The organism is Pseudomonas paraglycinae (assembly GCF_021601625.1).
Classification (GTDB): Bacteria; Pseudomonadota; Gammaproteobacteria; order Pseudomonadales; family Pseudomonadaceae; genus Aquipseudomonas; species Aquipseudomonas paraglycinae.
The window spans coordinates 181,427-195,322 of the sequence record NZ_BQHR01000007.1 but is presented as its reverse complement, the minus strand read 5'-3'; the positions used below and the strand labels follow the sequence as shown (position 1 = coordinate 195,322).

Genomic DNA, 13,896 nt, shown 5'->3' with positions numbered 1-13,896 from the left:
GGGCAGGTTGTCGGCCGGCAAACGAGAATAATGAGCGATTGAGAACGCGATGAACCGACAAGGTTCATCGCGTGGGGGGATCAGCGGGGGAGGTTACGGCAGGACTTGCTTGAACGGCTTGACGATCACGTTGGCGTAAACGCCGGCGGCGATGTACGGGTCGGCATCGGCCCAGGCTTGCGCCGCGCTCAGGGAATCGAATTCGGCAACGATCAGGCTGCCGCTGAAACCTGCTGCGCCCGGATCATTGCTGTCGACCGCCGGGTGCGGGCCGGCCAGCACGATGCGGCCTTCGCCCTTGAGCACTTGCAGGCGTTCAAGGTGTGCCGGGCGCGCAGCGAGGCGGGCTTCCAGGGAGTTGGCGACGTCGGTGGCAATGATGGCGTAGAGCATGTCAGTCCTCGGTTTTTGGCGTTGTGGTATCGGCGTCGTGCAGGTGACGGGACAGGTAGATGCCTTGAGCGACCAGGAACAGCACGGTCAAGCCCAGGCTGCCGAACACCTTGAAGTCCACCCAGTAGTCCTGGAAGGTGAAGGCGACGAACAGGTTGGCGGCACCGCAGAACAGGAAGAAACCGATCCAGGCGATGTTCAAACGGGTCCAGACCGGATCCGGCAGGGTCAACGCGTGGCCCATGATGCGCTTGATCAGCAGGCGGTCACCGATGAAATGGCTGCCGATGAAGGCCAGGGCGAACAGCCAGTTGACCACCGGGGCTTTCCATTTCAGGAAGGTTTCGCTGTGAAAGGCCAGGGTCAGGCTGCCGAACACGAGGCAGGCGACCAGCGTCAGCCACTGGCTCTTCTCCAGCTTGCGCTGCTTGATGAAGATCGCGCCGTACACCACCAGGGAGCTGATGATAAGCACGGCGGTTGCACTGTAAATGCCGCCTACCGTCAGTTCATGGCCGGCAACGTCGACGGTGCGTGGATCGAGTTTGTAGACGATGAAGAACAGCAGAAGCGGGATGAAATCGATGAATTGTTTCACAGTGAGAGCCAGAAGCTGGATGTGGCGGCATAATAACAAACATATGGGCGCGCGATAGCGCCAGCTGATTTGAGGTTACACATCCCCGTGAATGTTGATTTGCACTGCCACAGCACGGCCTCCGACGGCGCCCTGGCGCCTGCGGCACTGGTTGCGCGTGCGTTCGAGAACGGCGTGCGAGTCCTGGCCCTGACCGATCACGACACCCTAGAAGGCCTCGCCGAAGCGCGCACGGCCGCCGAGGCGCTGGGCATGCAACTGGTCAACGGCGTCGAGTTGTCCTGCACCTGGGGCGGGGCGACCATTCACGTACTCGGCTACGGTTTCGACGTCAACGCCGCGCCGCTGGTCGAGGCGATTGCCCAGTTGCACGACGGCCGCTGGCTGCGGTCTGAGGAAATAAGCCGCAAGCTCGCCCTCAAGGGCATGCCGAATGCGCTCGACGGCGCGCGGCAGATCCAGCAGGAACTGGGCGACAGCGGTAACGCGCCGGCCCGCCCGCATTTCGCCGACTGGATGGTGCGTGAAGGTTTTGTAAAGGATCGCGCCGAGGCGTTTCGCAAATGGCTCGGCGCCGGCAAGCTTGGGGACGTCAAGCAGCATTGGCCGACCCTCGAAGACACCGTCGGCACGCTGCGAGCCGCCGGCGCCTGGGTCAGCCTGGCGCATCCGTGGCACTACGATTTCACCCGCAGCAAGCGCCGAAAGCTGATTGCCGACTATATTCAAGCAGGCGGGCATGCGATCGAAGTGGTCAACGGTCATCAGCCTGCGGAACAGGTGGGCAGCCTGGCAATCCTTGCCCGTGAGTTCGGTCTGCTGGTCAGCGCCGGCAGTGATTTCCATGGCCCTGGTGGCTGGTCCGAGATCGGCCAGTACCGGCCGGTGCCGGAGGACCTTCCACCCCTGTGGTGTCGGTTCAAACATGACACAGTTATTGCCGCCGTCTGAACAGGTAGAGAATGTGAGTCAATTTTTCCAGATTCATCCGGAAAACCCGCAAGCGCGCCTGATCAAACAGGCGGTCGAGATCATCCGCAAGGGCGGAGTGGTGGTCTATCCCACGGACTCCTCCTACGCAATCGGCTGCCAGATCGGCGACAAGAACGGCATCGAGCGCGTTCGACGCCTGCGTCAGCTTGACGAAAAGCACAACTTCGCACTGATCTGCAGCGACCTTTCGCAACTGGGCAATTACGCCAAGATCGACACCGGGACGTTTCGAATCCTCAAAGCCCACTTGCCAGGGCCGTACACCTTCATCCTCAACGCCACCCGCGAAGTGCCGCGCCTGCTGCTGCATCCGAAGAAACGCACCATCGGTCTGCGGGTGCCGAGCCATCCGATCGCGCTGGCGCTGCTGGCCGAACTGGGAGAGCCGTTGATGAGCGTGACCCTGATCATGCCGGGCGATGAAGACCCGTTGAGCGATCCGTACGAAATGCGCCAGTTGCTCGAGCATCAGGTCGACCTGATCATCGACGGCGGTTCCGGCGGTATCAAGGCCTCCACCGTGATCGACCTCACGGGCGATGATCCGGAAGTGATCCGCGTCGGTTGCGGCGATCCTGCCCCATTCATGGTCGAGGCCTGAATGTCCGCAGTGGAAACCGTTGATCCCCAGGCCGGTGCCCAGCAGGAACTGCCGTTTGCCATGGTCTATGGCCAGGCCGTCACGGAAATGCCGCTGGACCTGTACATCCCGCCCGACGCGCTGGAAGTCTTCCTCGAAGCCTTCGAAGGCCCGCTCGATCTGCTGCTGTACCTGATCCGCAAACAGAATATCAACATCCTCGACATCCCGGTGGCGGAAATCACCCGCCAGTACATGGGTTATGTCGAGCTTATGCAGTCGGTGCGTCTGGAACTGGCCGCCGAATACCTGGTGATGGCCGCGATGCTGGCCGAGATCAAGTCGCGGATGCTGTTGCCCCGGGCCGAAACCGTCGAGGACGAAGAGGACGACCCGCGCGCCGAGCTGATTCGTCGCCTGCAGGAGTACGAACGGTTCAAGGCTGCCGCCGAAGGCATCGATGGCCTGAGCCGGGTCGGTCGCGACGTGATCGTGCCCAAGCTCGACGCCCCGGAAGCCCGCGCGCGCAAACTCTTGCCCGACGTGGCGCTGGAAGAAATCCTGATGTCCATGGCCGAGGTGCTGCGCCGGGGCGACATGTTCGAAAGCCATCAGGTCAGCCGCGAGGCGCTGTCCACCCGCGAGCGCATGAGCGATGTGCTGGAGCGGCTCAAGGGCGGTGGGTTTGTGCCGTTCGTCGAGCTGTTCACCGCCGAGGAGGGCAAGCTCGGCGTGGTGGTGACCTTCATGGCGATCCTTGAACTGGTCAAGGAATCCCTGATCGAGCTGGTGCAGAATGAGCCGTTCGCCGCGATCCACGTGCGAGCCCGAGTCGAATAACGAGTCCCGATATGAACCTGACTGAACCCCGCGAGCTGGCGTCCCTGCTTGAAGCCTTTCTGTTGGCCTCGGGAAAGCCGCAATCCCTCGAGCGCCTATATGAACTGTTCGAAGAAGGCGAGCGCCCGGAACCGCCGGTCTTCAAGAAAGCCCTGACCCTGCTCGGCAAATCCTGCGAAGGCCGGGCGTTCGAGCTCAAGGAAGTCGCGTCGGGCTATCGCCTGCAAATCCGCGAGAAGTTCGCGCCGTGGGTCGGCCGGTTGTGGGAAGAACGTCCGCAACGTTATTCCCGAGCATTGCTGGAAACCATGGCGCTGATCGCCTATCGCCAGCCGATCACCCGGGGCGAAATCGAGGACGTGCGGGGCGTGGCGGTCAACACCAACATCGTCAAGACGCTGATCGAGCGCGAGTGGATTCGCATCGTCGGTTACCGCGACGTGCCGGGCAAACCGGCGATGTTCGCCACCACCAAGGCGTTTCTCGATCACTTCAACCTGAAGAACCTTGACGACCTGCCGCCGCTGGCCGAGTTGCGCGAAATCGAGGCGGATCCGGTGCTCGACTTCGACGACGCTCCCGTGCCACCGGGCTTGCAGGAGCAGGCCGACGCCAGTGCCGAGCCGGAAGAGCCGAAGGAAGAAACCAGTTTCCACACCCTTCTGCTGGAACTGGACAGCATGGAGGAGGGGATCAAGACCGACTTTGACGACTTGCTGCGTGACGGGGCGGGCGGTGAATCGATGCCGACCGGGGTTGAGTTCGATCCGGTCGAGCCGCCGGTTGAGGATGAGTTCGAAACTGAATTTGAGCATGAGCCTGAATTCGAGCCCGAGCCTGAGCAGGAAGACGATGTGCTCGGCGTGGCCGAAGCCCGGGAAAAGCTGCTGGCCGCCGTCGCCCGGCTTGAACAGCCCAAACCGGAACCCGCCGCCGAGGAAGAGTTGAGCGAAGAAGAAGCCGAGGCCCGCGCCCTGGCCGAAGCCATCGAAGCCGAACGTCGCGAGTTCGAGGATTGAGCATGAGCTCGACCAAAGACCCGTGCATCAGCGTCTGCAAGTTCAGCGACGACATCTGTCTGGGCTGCGGCCGCAGCAAGCGCGAGATACGGGCCTGGAAGAAACTCGACAAGGACGACAAGCGCACTGTGCTGGCCGAAGCCGCGCTGCGTCTGATCAAGCTCGGGGCCACCGGTCGGCGGAAAAAGAAATAACCTTGCCCTGATCGACTAGTCTCTGATGCGCGCGCGGCCACATCCGCGTATGATTCGCGACCCTTCGGCGATCCCTTCGCCCGAAAACCCAGATTTCAACGCTTCAGCGGCTCATTCAGCGCCGCTGAACAGACCACACCGGGAGGTGCCCAGATGAGTGACATCAATCAGAAAGACGACCAGGAAATCGGCCCAGCAGGCGAAAAGCTGCAGAAAGTCCTCGCCCGTATCGGCGTCGGCTCGCGCCGTGATGTCGAATCCTGGATCGCTGCCGGCCGCATCAAGGTCAATGGCAAAGACGCCACCTTGGGCCTGCGTGTCGACATGCACGACGCCATCACCATTGATGGCAAAGTCATCAAGCGCGAAGAAGCCGCCGAGTCGGTGCGCCGCGTGATCATGTACAACAAACCCGATGGCGAGATCTGCACCCGTGACGACCCGGAAGGCCGTCCGACCGTGTTCGACAAGCTGCCGCGTCCGAAAGAAGGCCGCTGGATCAACATCGGTCGTCTCGACATCAACACCACCGGTCTGCTGATGTTCACCACCGACGGTGAGTTGGCCAACCGCCTGATGCACCCGTCCTACGAGATGGACCGTGAGTACGCGGTGCGTGTGCGTGGCGAAGTCGATGACGAGATGATCGAGCGCCTGAAGGCCGGCGTTGTGCTGGAAGACGGCCCGGCGCGTTTCACCGACATTCAACAGGCACCGGGCGGCGAAGGCTTCAACCACTGGTATCACTGCGTGGTGATGGAAGGTCGTAACCGTGAAGTGCGTCGCCTGTGGGAATCCCAGGGCCTGGTGGTCAGCCGCCTGAAGCGCGTGCGTTTCGGCCCGGTTTTCCTCAACTCCGACCTGCCGATGGGCCGCTGGCGTGAAATGAGCCAGTACGAAGTCGACGTGCTGAGCGCCGAAGTCGGCCTGACCCCGGTGGCCATGCCGCAACTGAATGCCAAGAGCAAAGACAAGCTCGACCGGATGCAGCGCAAATCGTCGCGTCCGATGGCCCGTACCGAACGCGTGCGCACCCTGCGTCCGGCCAACGGTGCACCGATTGGCGCCGGTCCACGTCCGGTCCGCGAGCCGCAGATCGAAGGCGAGCGTCCAGGCCGCAAGCCGGCAGCGCGTCCGGATGGCGAGCGCGGTCCACGCACTCCGCGTCCGGCCAATGGCCGTACCGAGCGGGGCGAAGGTCGCGGTACGCCGGTGGCGGATCGTCCAGCCGACACCAAGCGTCCGGCCAAGCCGGCGCCGAAGCGTCCAGGCATCAAGCTGGCTGACGATGACAAGCCGTCGGGCAAGCGCCGTGGCGCACCGGCCGGTTCCGGCCAGCGTCCGGGTTTCGGTCGCAAGAAACCGGAATAAAGCAGTTATAAGCTTCGAGCGGCAAGCCTCAAGCTGAAAACAGAAACGCCAACCTTAGGGTTGGCGTTTTTTTTTTGGACTTTTTATTTCTATTTTTCGGGCGTGTTTTTCTTGTTTTAAAACAAAAAACTTAACGCCTTTCAAATAGTTAGTCAGCTAGCGTCAATCGCTGTTCCGGGCTTTGATGGGTCTGGAGTGGAAACTTTACGTTACGCACTGTCAGTGAATATTTACGAAAAGGCCGTCGCAGACCCGTAAATCGGGTGTCTTTATCAGACTGTAAGGAAAATCTGCCGGAGCCAGTCCCGCCGGGCCTTGCGCGGCGCTCTGGCGCGCTTGTTTCAGCGTCGTTTGGAAGGTGAGATGCGCTGCATGCCTGTCGTGCAGGTGCATAACAAGAAGGAGGCGCAATGAACGCCGATATCCATTTTCACTTCTCCACGTGGGGCGGATTTTCCATCGTCCACGCCGATGGCCTGCAAAGGCCTGACTCAATTTTTGCAGCCGCCCGGGCCTCCCGGGGTGGACACATGCAATCCCGGCAACCGACACGCTGATCCGGCGAGGTCTGGCAGCAGGGGGTTAGCGGTGTACAATGCGCCGCGTTTTAACTGTGACCCTCTGCGTAATCGCGCAAACCTCAAGGTTTATCCGCCTTGTTCACTCCGCCGCGTCACAAGCGTGTCGGGTTCGATTTCGTCACAGATAAAAACAAACAGGTGACGCATGACCGTTGTAAAAAAGCTGAATTCCTGGTGCCTGCGCTGGGGTTTGATCAAGGTTGGCTGAAATCGCAACCTTGCAGCAACGTCTACTGAACATCATCAAACCTTGCGTGAGACCTTTTTCATGAGTGGACAAAACTCGCAATCAGGCGAGCTGAAACGCGGCCTGAAAAATCGCCATATTCAACTGATCGCCCTTGGTGGCGCGATCGGTACCGGATTGTTCCTCGGCTCGGCCGGGGTGCTGAAATCCGCCGGCCCGTCGATGATCCTCGGCTATGCCATCTGCGGCTTCATCGCCTTCATGATCATGCGCCAGCTCGGCGAAATGATCGTCGAAGAGCCGGTGGCCGGCTCTTTCAGCCACTTTGCGCACAAATACTGGGGCGGTTTTGCCGGTTTCCTGTCGGGCTGGAACTGCTGGATCCTGTACATCCTGGTGGGCATGTCGGAGCTGACCGCGGTCGGCAAATACATCCACTACTGGGCGCCGGAGATCCCGAGCTGGGTCACCGCTGCCGCGTTCTTCGTGCTGATCAATGCGATCAACCTGGCCAACGTCAAAGTCTTCGGTGAAGCCGAATTCTGGTTCGCGATCATCAAGGTCGTGGCGATCGTCGGCATGATCGCCCTGGGCAGTTATCTGCTGGTCAGCGGCCATGGCGGCCCGCAGGCTTCGGTCAGCAATCTGTGGTCCCACGGTGGCTTCTTCCCGAACGGCGTCAGCGGTCTGGTAATGGCCATGGCGATCATCATGTTCTCCTTCGGCGGTCTGGAGATGCTCGGTTTCACCGCAGCCGAAGCCGACAAGCCGAAAACCGTGATCCCGAAAGCGATCAACCAGGTGATTTACCGGATCCTGATTTTCTACATCGGCGCACTGGTGATCCTGCTGTCGCTGACCCCGTGGGACAGCCTGCTGGAAACCCTCAACGCTTCGGGCGATTCCTACAGCGGCAGCCCGTTCGTGCAGGTGTTCTCGATGCTTGGCAGCAACACCGCTGCGCACATCCTCAACTTCGTGGTACTGACCGCGGCATTGTCGGTGTACAACAGCGGCACCTACTGCAACAGCCGCATGCTGCTGGGCATGGCCGAGCAGGGCGATGCGCCGAAAGCGCTGGCGAAGATCGACAAGCGCGGCGTGCCGGTGCGTTCGATCCTGGCGTCGGCGGCCGTGACCCTGGTGGCGGTGCTGCTCAACTACCTGATCCCGCAACACGCGCTGGAACTGCTGATGTCGCTGGTGGTTGCAACGCTGGTGATCAACTGGGCGATGATCAGCTTCTCGCACTTCAAGTTCCGCCAACACATGAACAAGACCAATCAGAAGCCGCTGTTCAAGGCGCTGTGGTACCCGTACGGCAACTACATCTGCCTGGCGTTCGTCCTGTTCATCCTCGGCGTGATGCTGCTGATCCCGGGCATTCAGATCTCGGTGTACGCGATCCCGGTGTGGGTGGTGTTCATGTGGGTCTGCTACGTGATCAAGAACAAGCGCAGCGATCAACGCGCGGTGCTTGGGGCCGCGGCCAAGTAGGCAACGGACGACAACAAAATAGCCGGCTTCCGCCGGCTTTTTTGTGCCCGGTCCTACGCGAAGTGACGATAGACTGCCGGCGCCAATTGAATCGCGAAGGAGTCGGGCATGGATCAGGTGCAAACGCACTACGAGGTCGAAGGAGACGCGCTGACGCGTGATGATGTGCAGGCGTTGATCGCGTCCCAGCGCTTGCCGCTGCGGTTTATCGGGGTGGATTTCACCGATGTCGATCTGTCGCGACTGACGCTGGATCGCGCCGATTTCCAGCGCTGCATTCTGCTGCGCACGCAATTTCTCGGTGCTCGCCTCGAAGCGACTCAATGGAAGGGCTGTCGGGGTGCCCACGCAGTGTTCGAAGCGGCCCAATTGCTGGAGGCCTCGTTCAGCAATTGCGATTTGAACAACACACGCTGGCAGCGGGCGAAACTGGCGCAGGTCGCTTTCACCGGCTGCAAGCTGACCGGTGCCAACTTCAGTCACACCTCCAGCCTGGGTCTGTCGTTCAGTGAGACCCGACTCAACAGCGCATTTCTGGGCGGCATGTCGTTCGCCCGCACGACGTTGAACGGTCTGGATTTCTCCGATGCGGACTTGAGCGATGCCGACTTTCGCAAGGCCGAGTTCGTCGAGTGCAGTCTGGCGCATGCACGCATCAATGGCGCAAGGTTCACCGATGCCGACCTGCGCGGTGCCGATTTGAGCGGCTTTCGGCTCAACGATGCCAAACTGTTCAAAGGGGCGGTGATTTCCCGGGCCCAGGCATCGATGCTGTTGTCCGAACTGGGGTTGTCTGTCGCTTAGCGACTTGAAGGTAGAGTTTCCATGCTGGTGATTTCCAACAATGTGCATCTGCCGGATGCCGAGATAGAGCTGACGTACATCCGCGCCCAGGGCGCCGGAGGGCAGAACGTCAACAAGGTCTCCAGCGCCGTGCACCTGCGCTTCGACATTCCGGCCTCGTCCTTGCCCGAGTTCTACAAGGAACGGCTGCTGGCGCTGCGCGACAGTCGCATCACCGGCGACGGTGTGCTGATCATCAAGGCCCAGCAATATCGCACGCAGGAACAGAATCGCGCCGATGCGCTGGAGCGTCTGACCGAGCTGATTCTCAGCGCCACCAAGGTCGAGAAGAAGCGCCGGCCAACCAAGCCGACGCTGGGTTCAAAGAAGCGTCGGCTCGAATCGAAAACCAAGCGCGGCAGCATCAAGGCCGGGCGCGGCAAGGTGGATTTCTAGTCTTCGCGGTACTTAGCCGTGTAGCGGTACAGATAGACGCTCAATGCCAGACCGCTCAGCGCGGCGAGGGCGGCGAACAGGAAGATCGAGGCAAAACCGAAGCCCGCTGCAATCGCACCCGCCAGCGGCCCGGTGATCCCCAGCGACAAGTCGATGAACAACGAATAGGCCCCGACTGCCGCGCCTCGGCTGGAGGCCGGCACCAGGTTCACGGCTTCCACGCCCAGCGCCGGGAACACCAGCGAGAAACCGAAACCGCTCAATGCCGCACCGGCCAATGCCCAATGCGCGTCCGGCGCCAGCCACAACAACAGCAGACCCAGGGTTTCCACCGACAGGCAGGCAATCGCCACGCGAAAGCCGCCGAGGCGGTTGATCAGGTTGCCGAACAGCAGCCGCGCACCAATGAAGCTGGCGCCGAACAGGCTCAGGCACAGCACCGCGTTATCCCAGTGCTGCGTGGCGTAATACAGGGTGATGAAGGTGGCGATGGTGCCGAAACCGATCGAGCCCAGCGCCAGTCCGCAGCCGTGCGGGAAGACGCGACCGAGAACGTGCATGAATGGCAGACGCTCGCCGGCCACGATCGGCGCGGCGGTTTTCGGCCAGGCCAGCAGCAATCCCAGGCTGGCGAGCAGCAGAATGCTTACGCCCATGCTCCACAGACCGAAACGGCTGACCAGCCATACCCCGAGCGGCGCACCGACCGCCAGCGCACCGTAACTGGCGATGCCGTTCCACGAGATGACTTTGGCGGTGTTGGCGGCACCGACGCGGCCGATGCCCCAACCGATCGAGCCTGAGCCGACCAGGCTTTCAGCGCTGCCCAGCACCAGACGGCCGACGAACAGGCTGATCAGGCTCAGCAGCGGCAGGTGGGGCGTCCACGCCGAAATCAGCATGAACACACCGCTCAAGCCACACCCGGCCAGACCAATCATCACCGCACGTTTACTGCCCTGGTTGTCGATGATCTTGCCGGCATACGGGCGACTGAGCAGCGTGGCGAGGTATTGCACGCTGATCACCAGCCCGGCGATGACCGCGCCGAAGCCCAGGTCGCTGTGCACGTAGCCCGGCAGCACCGCCAGCGGAATGCCGATATTCAGATAACCGATGAAGGTGAACAGGACGATGGAAACGACTTGCAGCGTGACCGCCAAGGGGCGCTGGGGTTCTGGCATAGAGGACGACATGAATTACGATCCACGGGAAGAGCAGAATAGATAGGCTGCTCATGATACCGATGCGGACGCGTCTGGGGCGGGGAAAAGTAAAACTATTTGGCCGGGGCGACCAATTGCGTGGTGACCAGTGCGGCCAGCGCGTTTTCCTCGCTGCCGAAACGGGCGAGCAGGGCGGCCTGTTTCTCGGGCGAGAGACGGCTCCAGATCTCGATCATCTTCTCGGTGGCACCGATCAGGATCTCGGCCTGTTGTTCATCGAATTCTTTGGACATGGCGGCTCAGGTTTCAGGCAGTGTGGAAAGCGCATGTTAGCGCTTTCCACACGGTCTGTACGGCGGGTGTTGCTTACTCTTCGCTGTCGGCCGGACGGCTGTCGGCGGCTTCTTTCGGCTCGGGCTGTTGGGCACCGGCTTGTTGCGTGGTCGTCTGCTCAGTTTCGTGCAGGCTTGGGAAGGGGAGATTCGGAATCTCGTGCATGGTTGCGCTCCTCGCTAAGTCTGTTGATAGATCTGGTAGATCCGCGCTTTCAGAAAGCCTGCGAAGGATACAGCAGGAAAAGTGACAAACAGATTTTTAAATCCATTTGTTTCGACGGGCGGGATTGTCTAGACAAGTGCGACAGGGTGACGCAGGGCAAATGTGGGAGCGAGCCTGCTCGCGATGAGTGCGCCAGATCGTTCCCACGCGGAGCGTGGGAACGATCAAGACAAGGGGGAGTTATTTGCAGACGTTGGCGATCGCTTCTGCCAGCAAGTCGAGACGCGTCGCATCAATCCCGGCAACGTTGGCCCGGCCCGAGCTGACCATGTACACGCTGTGATGCTCGCGCAGGTTTTTCACCTGTTCCGGCGACAGACCGGTGTAGGAAAACATCCCGCGTTGCACGCCAATGTGTGCAAAACGCTCGCGCAGGCCGTGCGGTTCCAGCGCTTCCACCAGACCGCTGCGCAATTGGGCGATGCGCAGGCGCATGGCTTCCACTTCGTCGGCCCAGCGGCGTTTCAGCTCCGGGTCGGCGAGGATCGTGGCGACGACAGCCGCGCCGTGATCCGGTGGCGTCGACCACAGGTTGCGGGCGATGTGCGCCAGCTGGCTGCGGATGTCGATCAGCTTGTCAGCGGTTTTCGCGCTCACAATCAACGCACCGGTGCGGTCGCGATATAAACCGAAGTTCTTCGAGCAGGAGCTGGTGATCAGTAGCTCGGGCAACTCGGCGGCGAACAGTCGGGTCGACCACGCATCCTGCTCCAGACCGTCGCCGAAGCCCTGGTAGGCAAAGTCGATCAGCGGCAGCAGATCGCGGCGACGGACCACCTCCAGCACCCGCTGCCAGTCGTCGTGGCTCAGGTCGAAACCGGTCGGGTTGTGGCAGCACGCGTGCAGCAGCACCACATCGCCTTTCGGCACTTCATTGAGCACGGCGAGCATCGCATCGACGTCGAGGCGGTTGTCGCTGCCGACGTACGGGTAATGGCTGATCTTGACCCCGGCGGCCGCGAAAATCGTTTCGTGGATCGGCCAGGTCGGGTTGCTCAGCCACACGCCTTTGCCCGGCAGGCATTGCGCGATGAAGTCTGCCGCCAGACGCAGGGCGCCCGTGCCACCCGGGGTCTGGGTGGCGCCGGCGCGTTGCTCGGCGATCAGTGCCGAATCGGCACCGAGCACCAGCTCGTTGATGACCTTGCCGAACAGCGGATTGCCGTGGCCACCGATGTAGGTCTTGGTGTCCTGGCTCTCGACCAGACGCGCCTCGGCGATTTTCACCGCCTCGGGGATTGGCGTCAGGCCCTGGGCATCCTTGTAGACGCCCACGCCGAGGTCGAACTTGCGCGGGTTGGAGTCCTGCGCGTAGGCCTCCATCAGGCCGAGGATCGGGTCGCCGGGCACCCGGCCGATGGCGTCGAAGTGCATTACTTGCGTCCTTCTGCGGTCTTGGCCACTTCGTCAGTGCGCGCGGCCATGATGAAGTCGTTGCGGTGCAGGCCTTTGATCGAGTGGCTCCACCAGGTCACGGTGACTTTGCCCCACTCGGTCAGCAGGCCCGGGTGGTGACCTTCGGCCTCGGAGATCTCGCCGACGGCGTTGGTGAAGGCCAGCGCGTGCTTGAAATTCTTGAACAGGAAGACTTTTTCCAGCTGCATGATGCTGTCGCGTACTTCGATGTTCCAGTCAGGGATCTGCTTGATCAGGATCGGCAGCTCTTCATCGCTGACTTGTGGGGCATCTGCACGGCAGGCTTCGCAATGGGCTTGGTTCAAAGTGGACATGGTGGACTTCCTGAAATCTGAAGGTGTTTTTTTATATTGGCGGTCAGTGTCGCCACGCTAAACCAAAGTGGCGACGACGGACAGACTCACTTGTAAGCAAAAGTCGCGGGTCACGCGGCTTTTGGTTTTGGCGGAAACTTCGGTGCGTGCAGACCCAGCTGCATGCCTTGCTTGACCATGGCCATGATGTCTTCGTGAGCCAGGTCGAACAGGCGCTTGAGGTTCGGCAGGACAAAATACAGCGGTTGCAGGATGTCGATGCGATACGGCGTGCGCATCGCTTCCAGCGGATCGAAGGTCTGATGCTCGGGCTCGTCCGACAGCGAGTAAACAGTTTCTTTCGGCGAAGACAGGATGCCGCCACCGTAGATGCGTTTGCCTTGCGGGGTGTCGACCAGGCCGAACTCGATGGTCATCCAGTACAGGCGCGCCAGATAAACGCGTTCTTCCTTGGTCGCCTGCAGGCCGAGCTTGCCGTAGGTGTGGGTGAATTCGGCGAACCACGGGTTGGTCAGCAGCGGGCAGTGGCCAAAGATCTCGTGGAAAATGTCGGGTTCTTGCAGGTAGTCCAGTTCTTCACGGGTGCGGATGAACGTAGCCACCGGAAACTGCTTGCTGGCGAGCAATTCGAAAAAGGTCTGGAAAGGGATCAGCGCGGGAACTCGGGCAACCTGCCAACCGGTGGTCTCGCCGAGCACCTTGTTGATCTCGCCCAGTTGCGGAATGCGGTCGTGGGGCAGACCGAGTTTTTCGATACCGTCCAGGTATTCCTGGCACGCGCGACCCTCGATCACTTTCAACTGGCGGGTGATCAGCGTGTTCCACACCGCGTGTTCTTCGGCGGGGTAGTCGATAAAACCTTGCGCATCGGGCTCGCGGGCCACGTATTGCGTCTGCTTCATACTGCTCTCCTGCGAGGGGAATTTCGTTCTTGTTATGTCCTGCGATGA

17 protein-coding genes are annotated in these 13,896 nt (G+C 61.1%); 9 read left to right on the top strand and 8 right to left on the bottom strand.

Translation table 11 applies throughout. From position 1 onward, the window contains the following. Positions 1-93: 93 nt before the first annotated feature. Positions 94-393, bottom strand: a complete 300-nt coding sequence (locus tag L6D82_RS12800) for a YciI family protein (protein ID WP_011333002.1) — start codon at positions 391-393, stop codon at positions 94-96. A gap of 1 nt (position 394) precedes the next feature. Further along, complete coding sequence (locus L6D82_RS12795; protein ID WP_007958367.1) at positions 395-991, bottom strand: septation protein A; 597 nt, start codon at positions 989-991, stop codon at positions 395-397. A gap of 87 nt (positions 992-1,078) precedes the next feature. Between L6D82_RS12795 and L6D82_RS12790 the strand changes: the two genes are divergently transcribed. The 9 genes from L6D82_RS12790 (at position 1,079) to arfB (ending at position 9,492) form a co-directional block, all read left to right on the top strand. Next, positions 1,079-1,942 (top strand): PHP domain-containing protein, encoded by an 864-nt coding sequence (locus L6D82_RS12790; protein ID WP_085747145.1) that lies wholly within the window; start codon positions 1,079-1,081, stop codon positions 1,940-1,942. 13 nt (positions 1,943-1,955) lie between these two features. Beyond that, on the top strand, positions 1,956-2,585 hold the full coding sequence (locus L6D82_RS12785) for an L-threonylcarbamoyladenylate synthase (RefSeq protein WP_102686021.1): 630 nt from the start codon (positions 1,956-1,958) through the stop codon (positions 2,583-2,585). 120 nt (positions 2,586-2,705) lie between these two features. Continuing rightward, entirely contained in the window at positions 2,706-3,404 is a 699-nt protein-coding gene (locus tag L6D82_RS12780) for a segregation and condensation protein A (protein ID WP_236189510.1), read from the top strand. An 11-nt stretch (positions 3,405-3,415) separates the two neighbouring features. Further along, the gene (scpB, locus tag L6D82_RS12775) at positions 3,416-4,423 is read left to right on the top strand and encodes an SMC-Scp complex subunit ScpB (protein WP_236189297.1); all 1,008 of its coding nucleotides are present in this window, start codon (positions 3,416-3,418) and stop codon (positions 4,421-4,423) included. 2 nt (positions 4,424-4,425) lie between these two features. Continuing rightward, positions 4,426-4,617 carry a DUF1289 domain-containing protein gene (locus tag L6D82_RS12770; protein WP_007958358.1) on the top strand — a complete coding sequence of 64 codons (192 nt, stop codon included), beginning with the start codon at positions 4,426-4,428 and terminating at the stop codon, positions 4,615-4,617. A 153-nt stretch (positions 4,618-4,770) separates the two neighbouring features. After that, a complete protein-coding gene (gene rluB / locus L6D82_RS12765) occupies positions 4,771-5,988 on the top strand; it encodes a 23S rRNA pseudouridine(2605) synthase RluB (protein WP_085747142.1) in 1,218 nt (405 codons plus the stop codon). A gap of 849 nt (positions 5,989-6,837) precedes the next feature. After that, entirely contained in the window at positions 6,838-8,253 is a 1,416-nt protein-coding gene (locus L6D82_RS12760) for an amino acid permease (RefSeq protein WP_085747141.1), read from the top strand. Positions 8,254-8,361: 108 nt separating this feature from the next. Further along, positions 8,362-9,057 carry a pentapeptide repeat-containing protein gene (locus L6D82_RS12755; RefSeq protein ID WP_236189295.1) on the top strand — a complete coding sequence of 232 codons (696 nt, stop codon included), beginning with the start codon at positions 8,362-8,364 and terminating at the stop codon, positions 9,055-9,057. A 21-nt stretch (positions 9,058-9,078) separates the two neighbouring features. Continuing rightward, positions 9,079-9,492: an alternative ribosome rescue aminoacyl-tRNA hydrolase ArfB gene (gene arfB, locus L6D82_RS12750; RefSeq protein ID WP_011333010.1), complete on the top strand. Its 414-nt coding sequence runs from the start codon at positions 9,079-9,081 to the stop codon at positions 9,490-9,492. Here arfB and L6D82_RS12745 read toward each other — a convergent pair. From L6D82_RS12745 to phhA, 6 genes are all read right to left on the bottom strand, one after another. Continuing rightward, entirely contained in the window at positions 9,489-10,688 is a 1,200-nt protein-coding gene (locus tag L6D82_RS12745; RefSeq protein ID WP_102686026.1) for an MFS transporter, read from the bottom strand. The genes arfB and L6D82_RS12745 overlap by 4 nt on opposite strands. Before the next feature lie 83 nt (positions 10,689-10,771). Further along, on the bottom strand, positions 10,772-10,951 hold the full coding sequence (locus tag L6D82_RS12740; protein WP_007958348.1) for a hypothetical protein: 180 nt from the start codon (positions 10,949-10,951) through the stop codon (positions 10,772-10,774). Between the two features lie 73 nt (positions 10,952-11,024). Continuing rightward, positions 11,025-11,156: a hypothetical protein gene (locus tag L6D82_RS28555; RefSeq protein ID WP_256584349.1), complete on the bottom strand. Its 132-nt coding sequence runs from the start codon at positions 11,154-11,156 to the stop codon at positions 11,025-11,027. A gap of 240 nt (positions 11,157-11,396) precedes the next feature. Beyond that, positions 11,397-12,590: an amino acid aminotransferase gene (locus L6D82_RS12735; RefSeq protein ID WP_085683027.1), complete on the bottom strand. Its 1,194-nt coding sequence runs from the start codon at positions 12,588-12,590 to the stop codon at positions 11,397-11,399. Then, positions 12,590-12,946: a 4a-hydroxytetrahydrobiopterin dehydratase gene (locus L6D82_RS12730; protein ID WP_003222798.1), complete on the bottom strand. Its 357-nt coding sequence runs from the start codon at positions 12,944-12,946 to the stop codon at positions 12,590-12,592. The genes L6D82_RS12735 and L6D82_RS12730 overlap by 1 nt, the downstream gene beginning before the upstream one ends. A 110-nt stretch (positions 12,947-13,056) precedes the next feature. Next, positions 13,057-13,848: a phenylalanine 4-monooxygenase gene (phhA, locus tag L6D82_RS12725; protein ID WP_236189293.1), complete on the bottom strand. Its 792-nt coding sequence runs from the start codon at positions 13,846-13,848 to the stop codon at positions 13,057-13,059. Positions 13,849-13,896 lie beyond the last annotated feature (48 nt).

Coding starts and splice junctions, on each gene's coding strand:
- L6D82_RS12800 (WP_011333002.1), bottom strand. CDS start 393: ATGCTCTACGCCATCATTGCCACCGACGTCGCCAACTCCCTGGAAGCC.
- scpB (WP_236189297.1), top strand. CDS start 3,416: ATGAACCTGACTGAACCCCGCGAGCTGGCGTCCCTGCTTGAAGCCTTT.
- L6D82_RS12770 (WP_007958358.1), top strand. CDS start 4,426: ATGAGCTCGACCAAAGACCCGTGCATCAGCGTCTGCAAGTTCAGCGAC.
- rluB (WP_085747142.1), top strand. CDS start 4,771: ATGAGTGACATCAATCAGAAAGACGACCAGGAAATCGGCCCAGCAGGC.
- L6D82_RS12760 (WP_085747141.1), top strand. CDS start 6,838: ATGAGTGGACAAAACTCGCAATCAGGCGAGCTGAAACGCGGCCTGAAA.
- L6D82_RS12755 (WP_236189295.1), top strand. CDS start 8,362: ATGGATCAGGTGCAAACGCACTACGAGGTCGAAGGAGACGCGCTGACG.
- arfB (WP_011333010.1), top strand. CDS start 9,079: ATGCTGGTGATTTCCAACAATGTGCATCTGCCGGATGCCGAGATAGAG.
- L6D82_RS12745 (WP_102686026.1), bottom strand. CDS start 10,688: ATGTCGTCCTCTATGCCAGAACCCCAGCGCCCCTTGGCGGTCACGCTG.
- L6D82_RS12740 (WP_007958348.1), bottom strand. CDS start 10,951: ATGTCCAAAGAATTCGATGAACAACAGGCCGAGATCCTGATCGGTGCC.
- L6D82_RS28555 (WP_256584349.1), bottom strand. CDS start 11,156: ATGCACGAGATTCCGAATCTCCCCTTCCCAAGCCTGCACGAAACTGAG.
- L6D82_RS12735 (WP_085683027.1), bottom strand. CDS start 12,590: ATGCACTTCGACGCCATCGGCCGGGTGCCCGGCGACCCGATCCTCGGC.
- L6D82_RS12730 (WP_003222798.1), bottom strand. CDS start 12,946: ATGTCCACTTTGAACCAAGCCCATTGCGAAGCCTGCCGTGCAGATGCC.
- phhA (WP_236189293.1), bottom strand. CDS start 13,848: ATGAAGCAGACGCAATACGTGGCCCGCGAGCCCGATGCGCAAGGTTTT.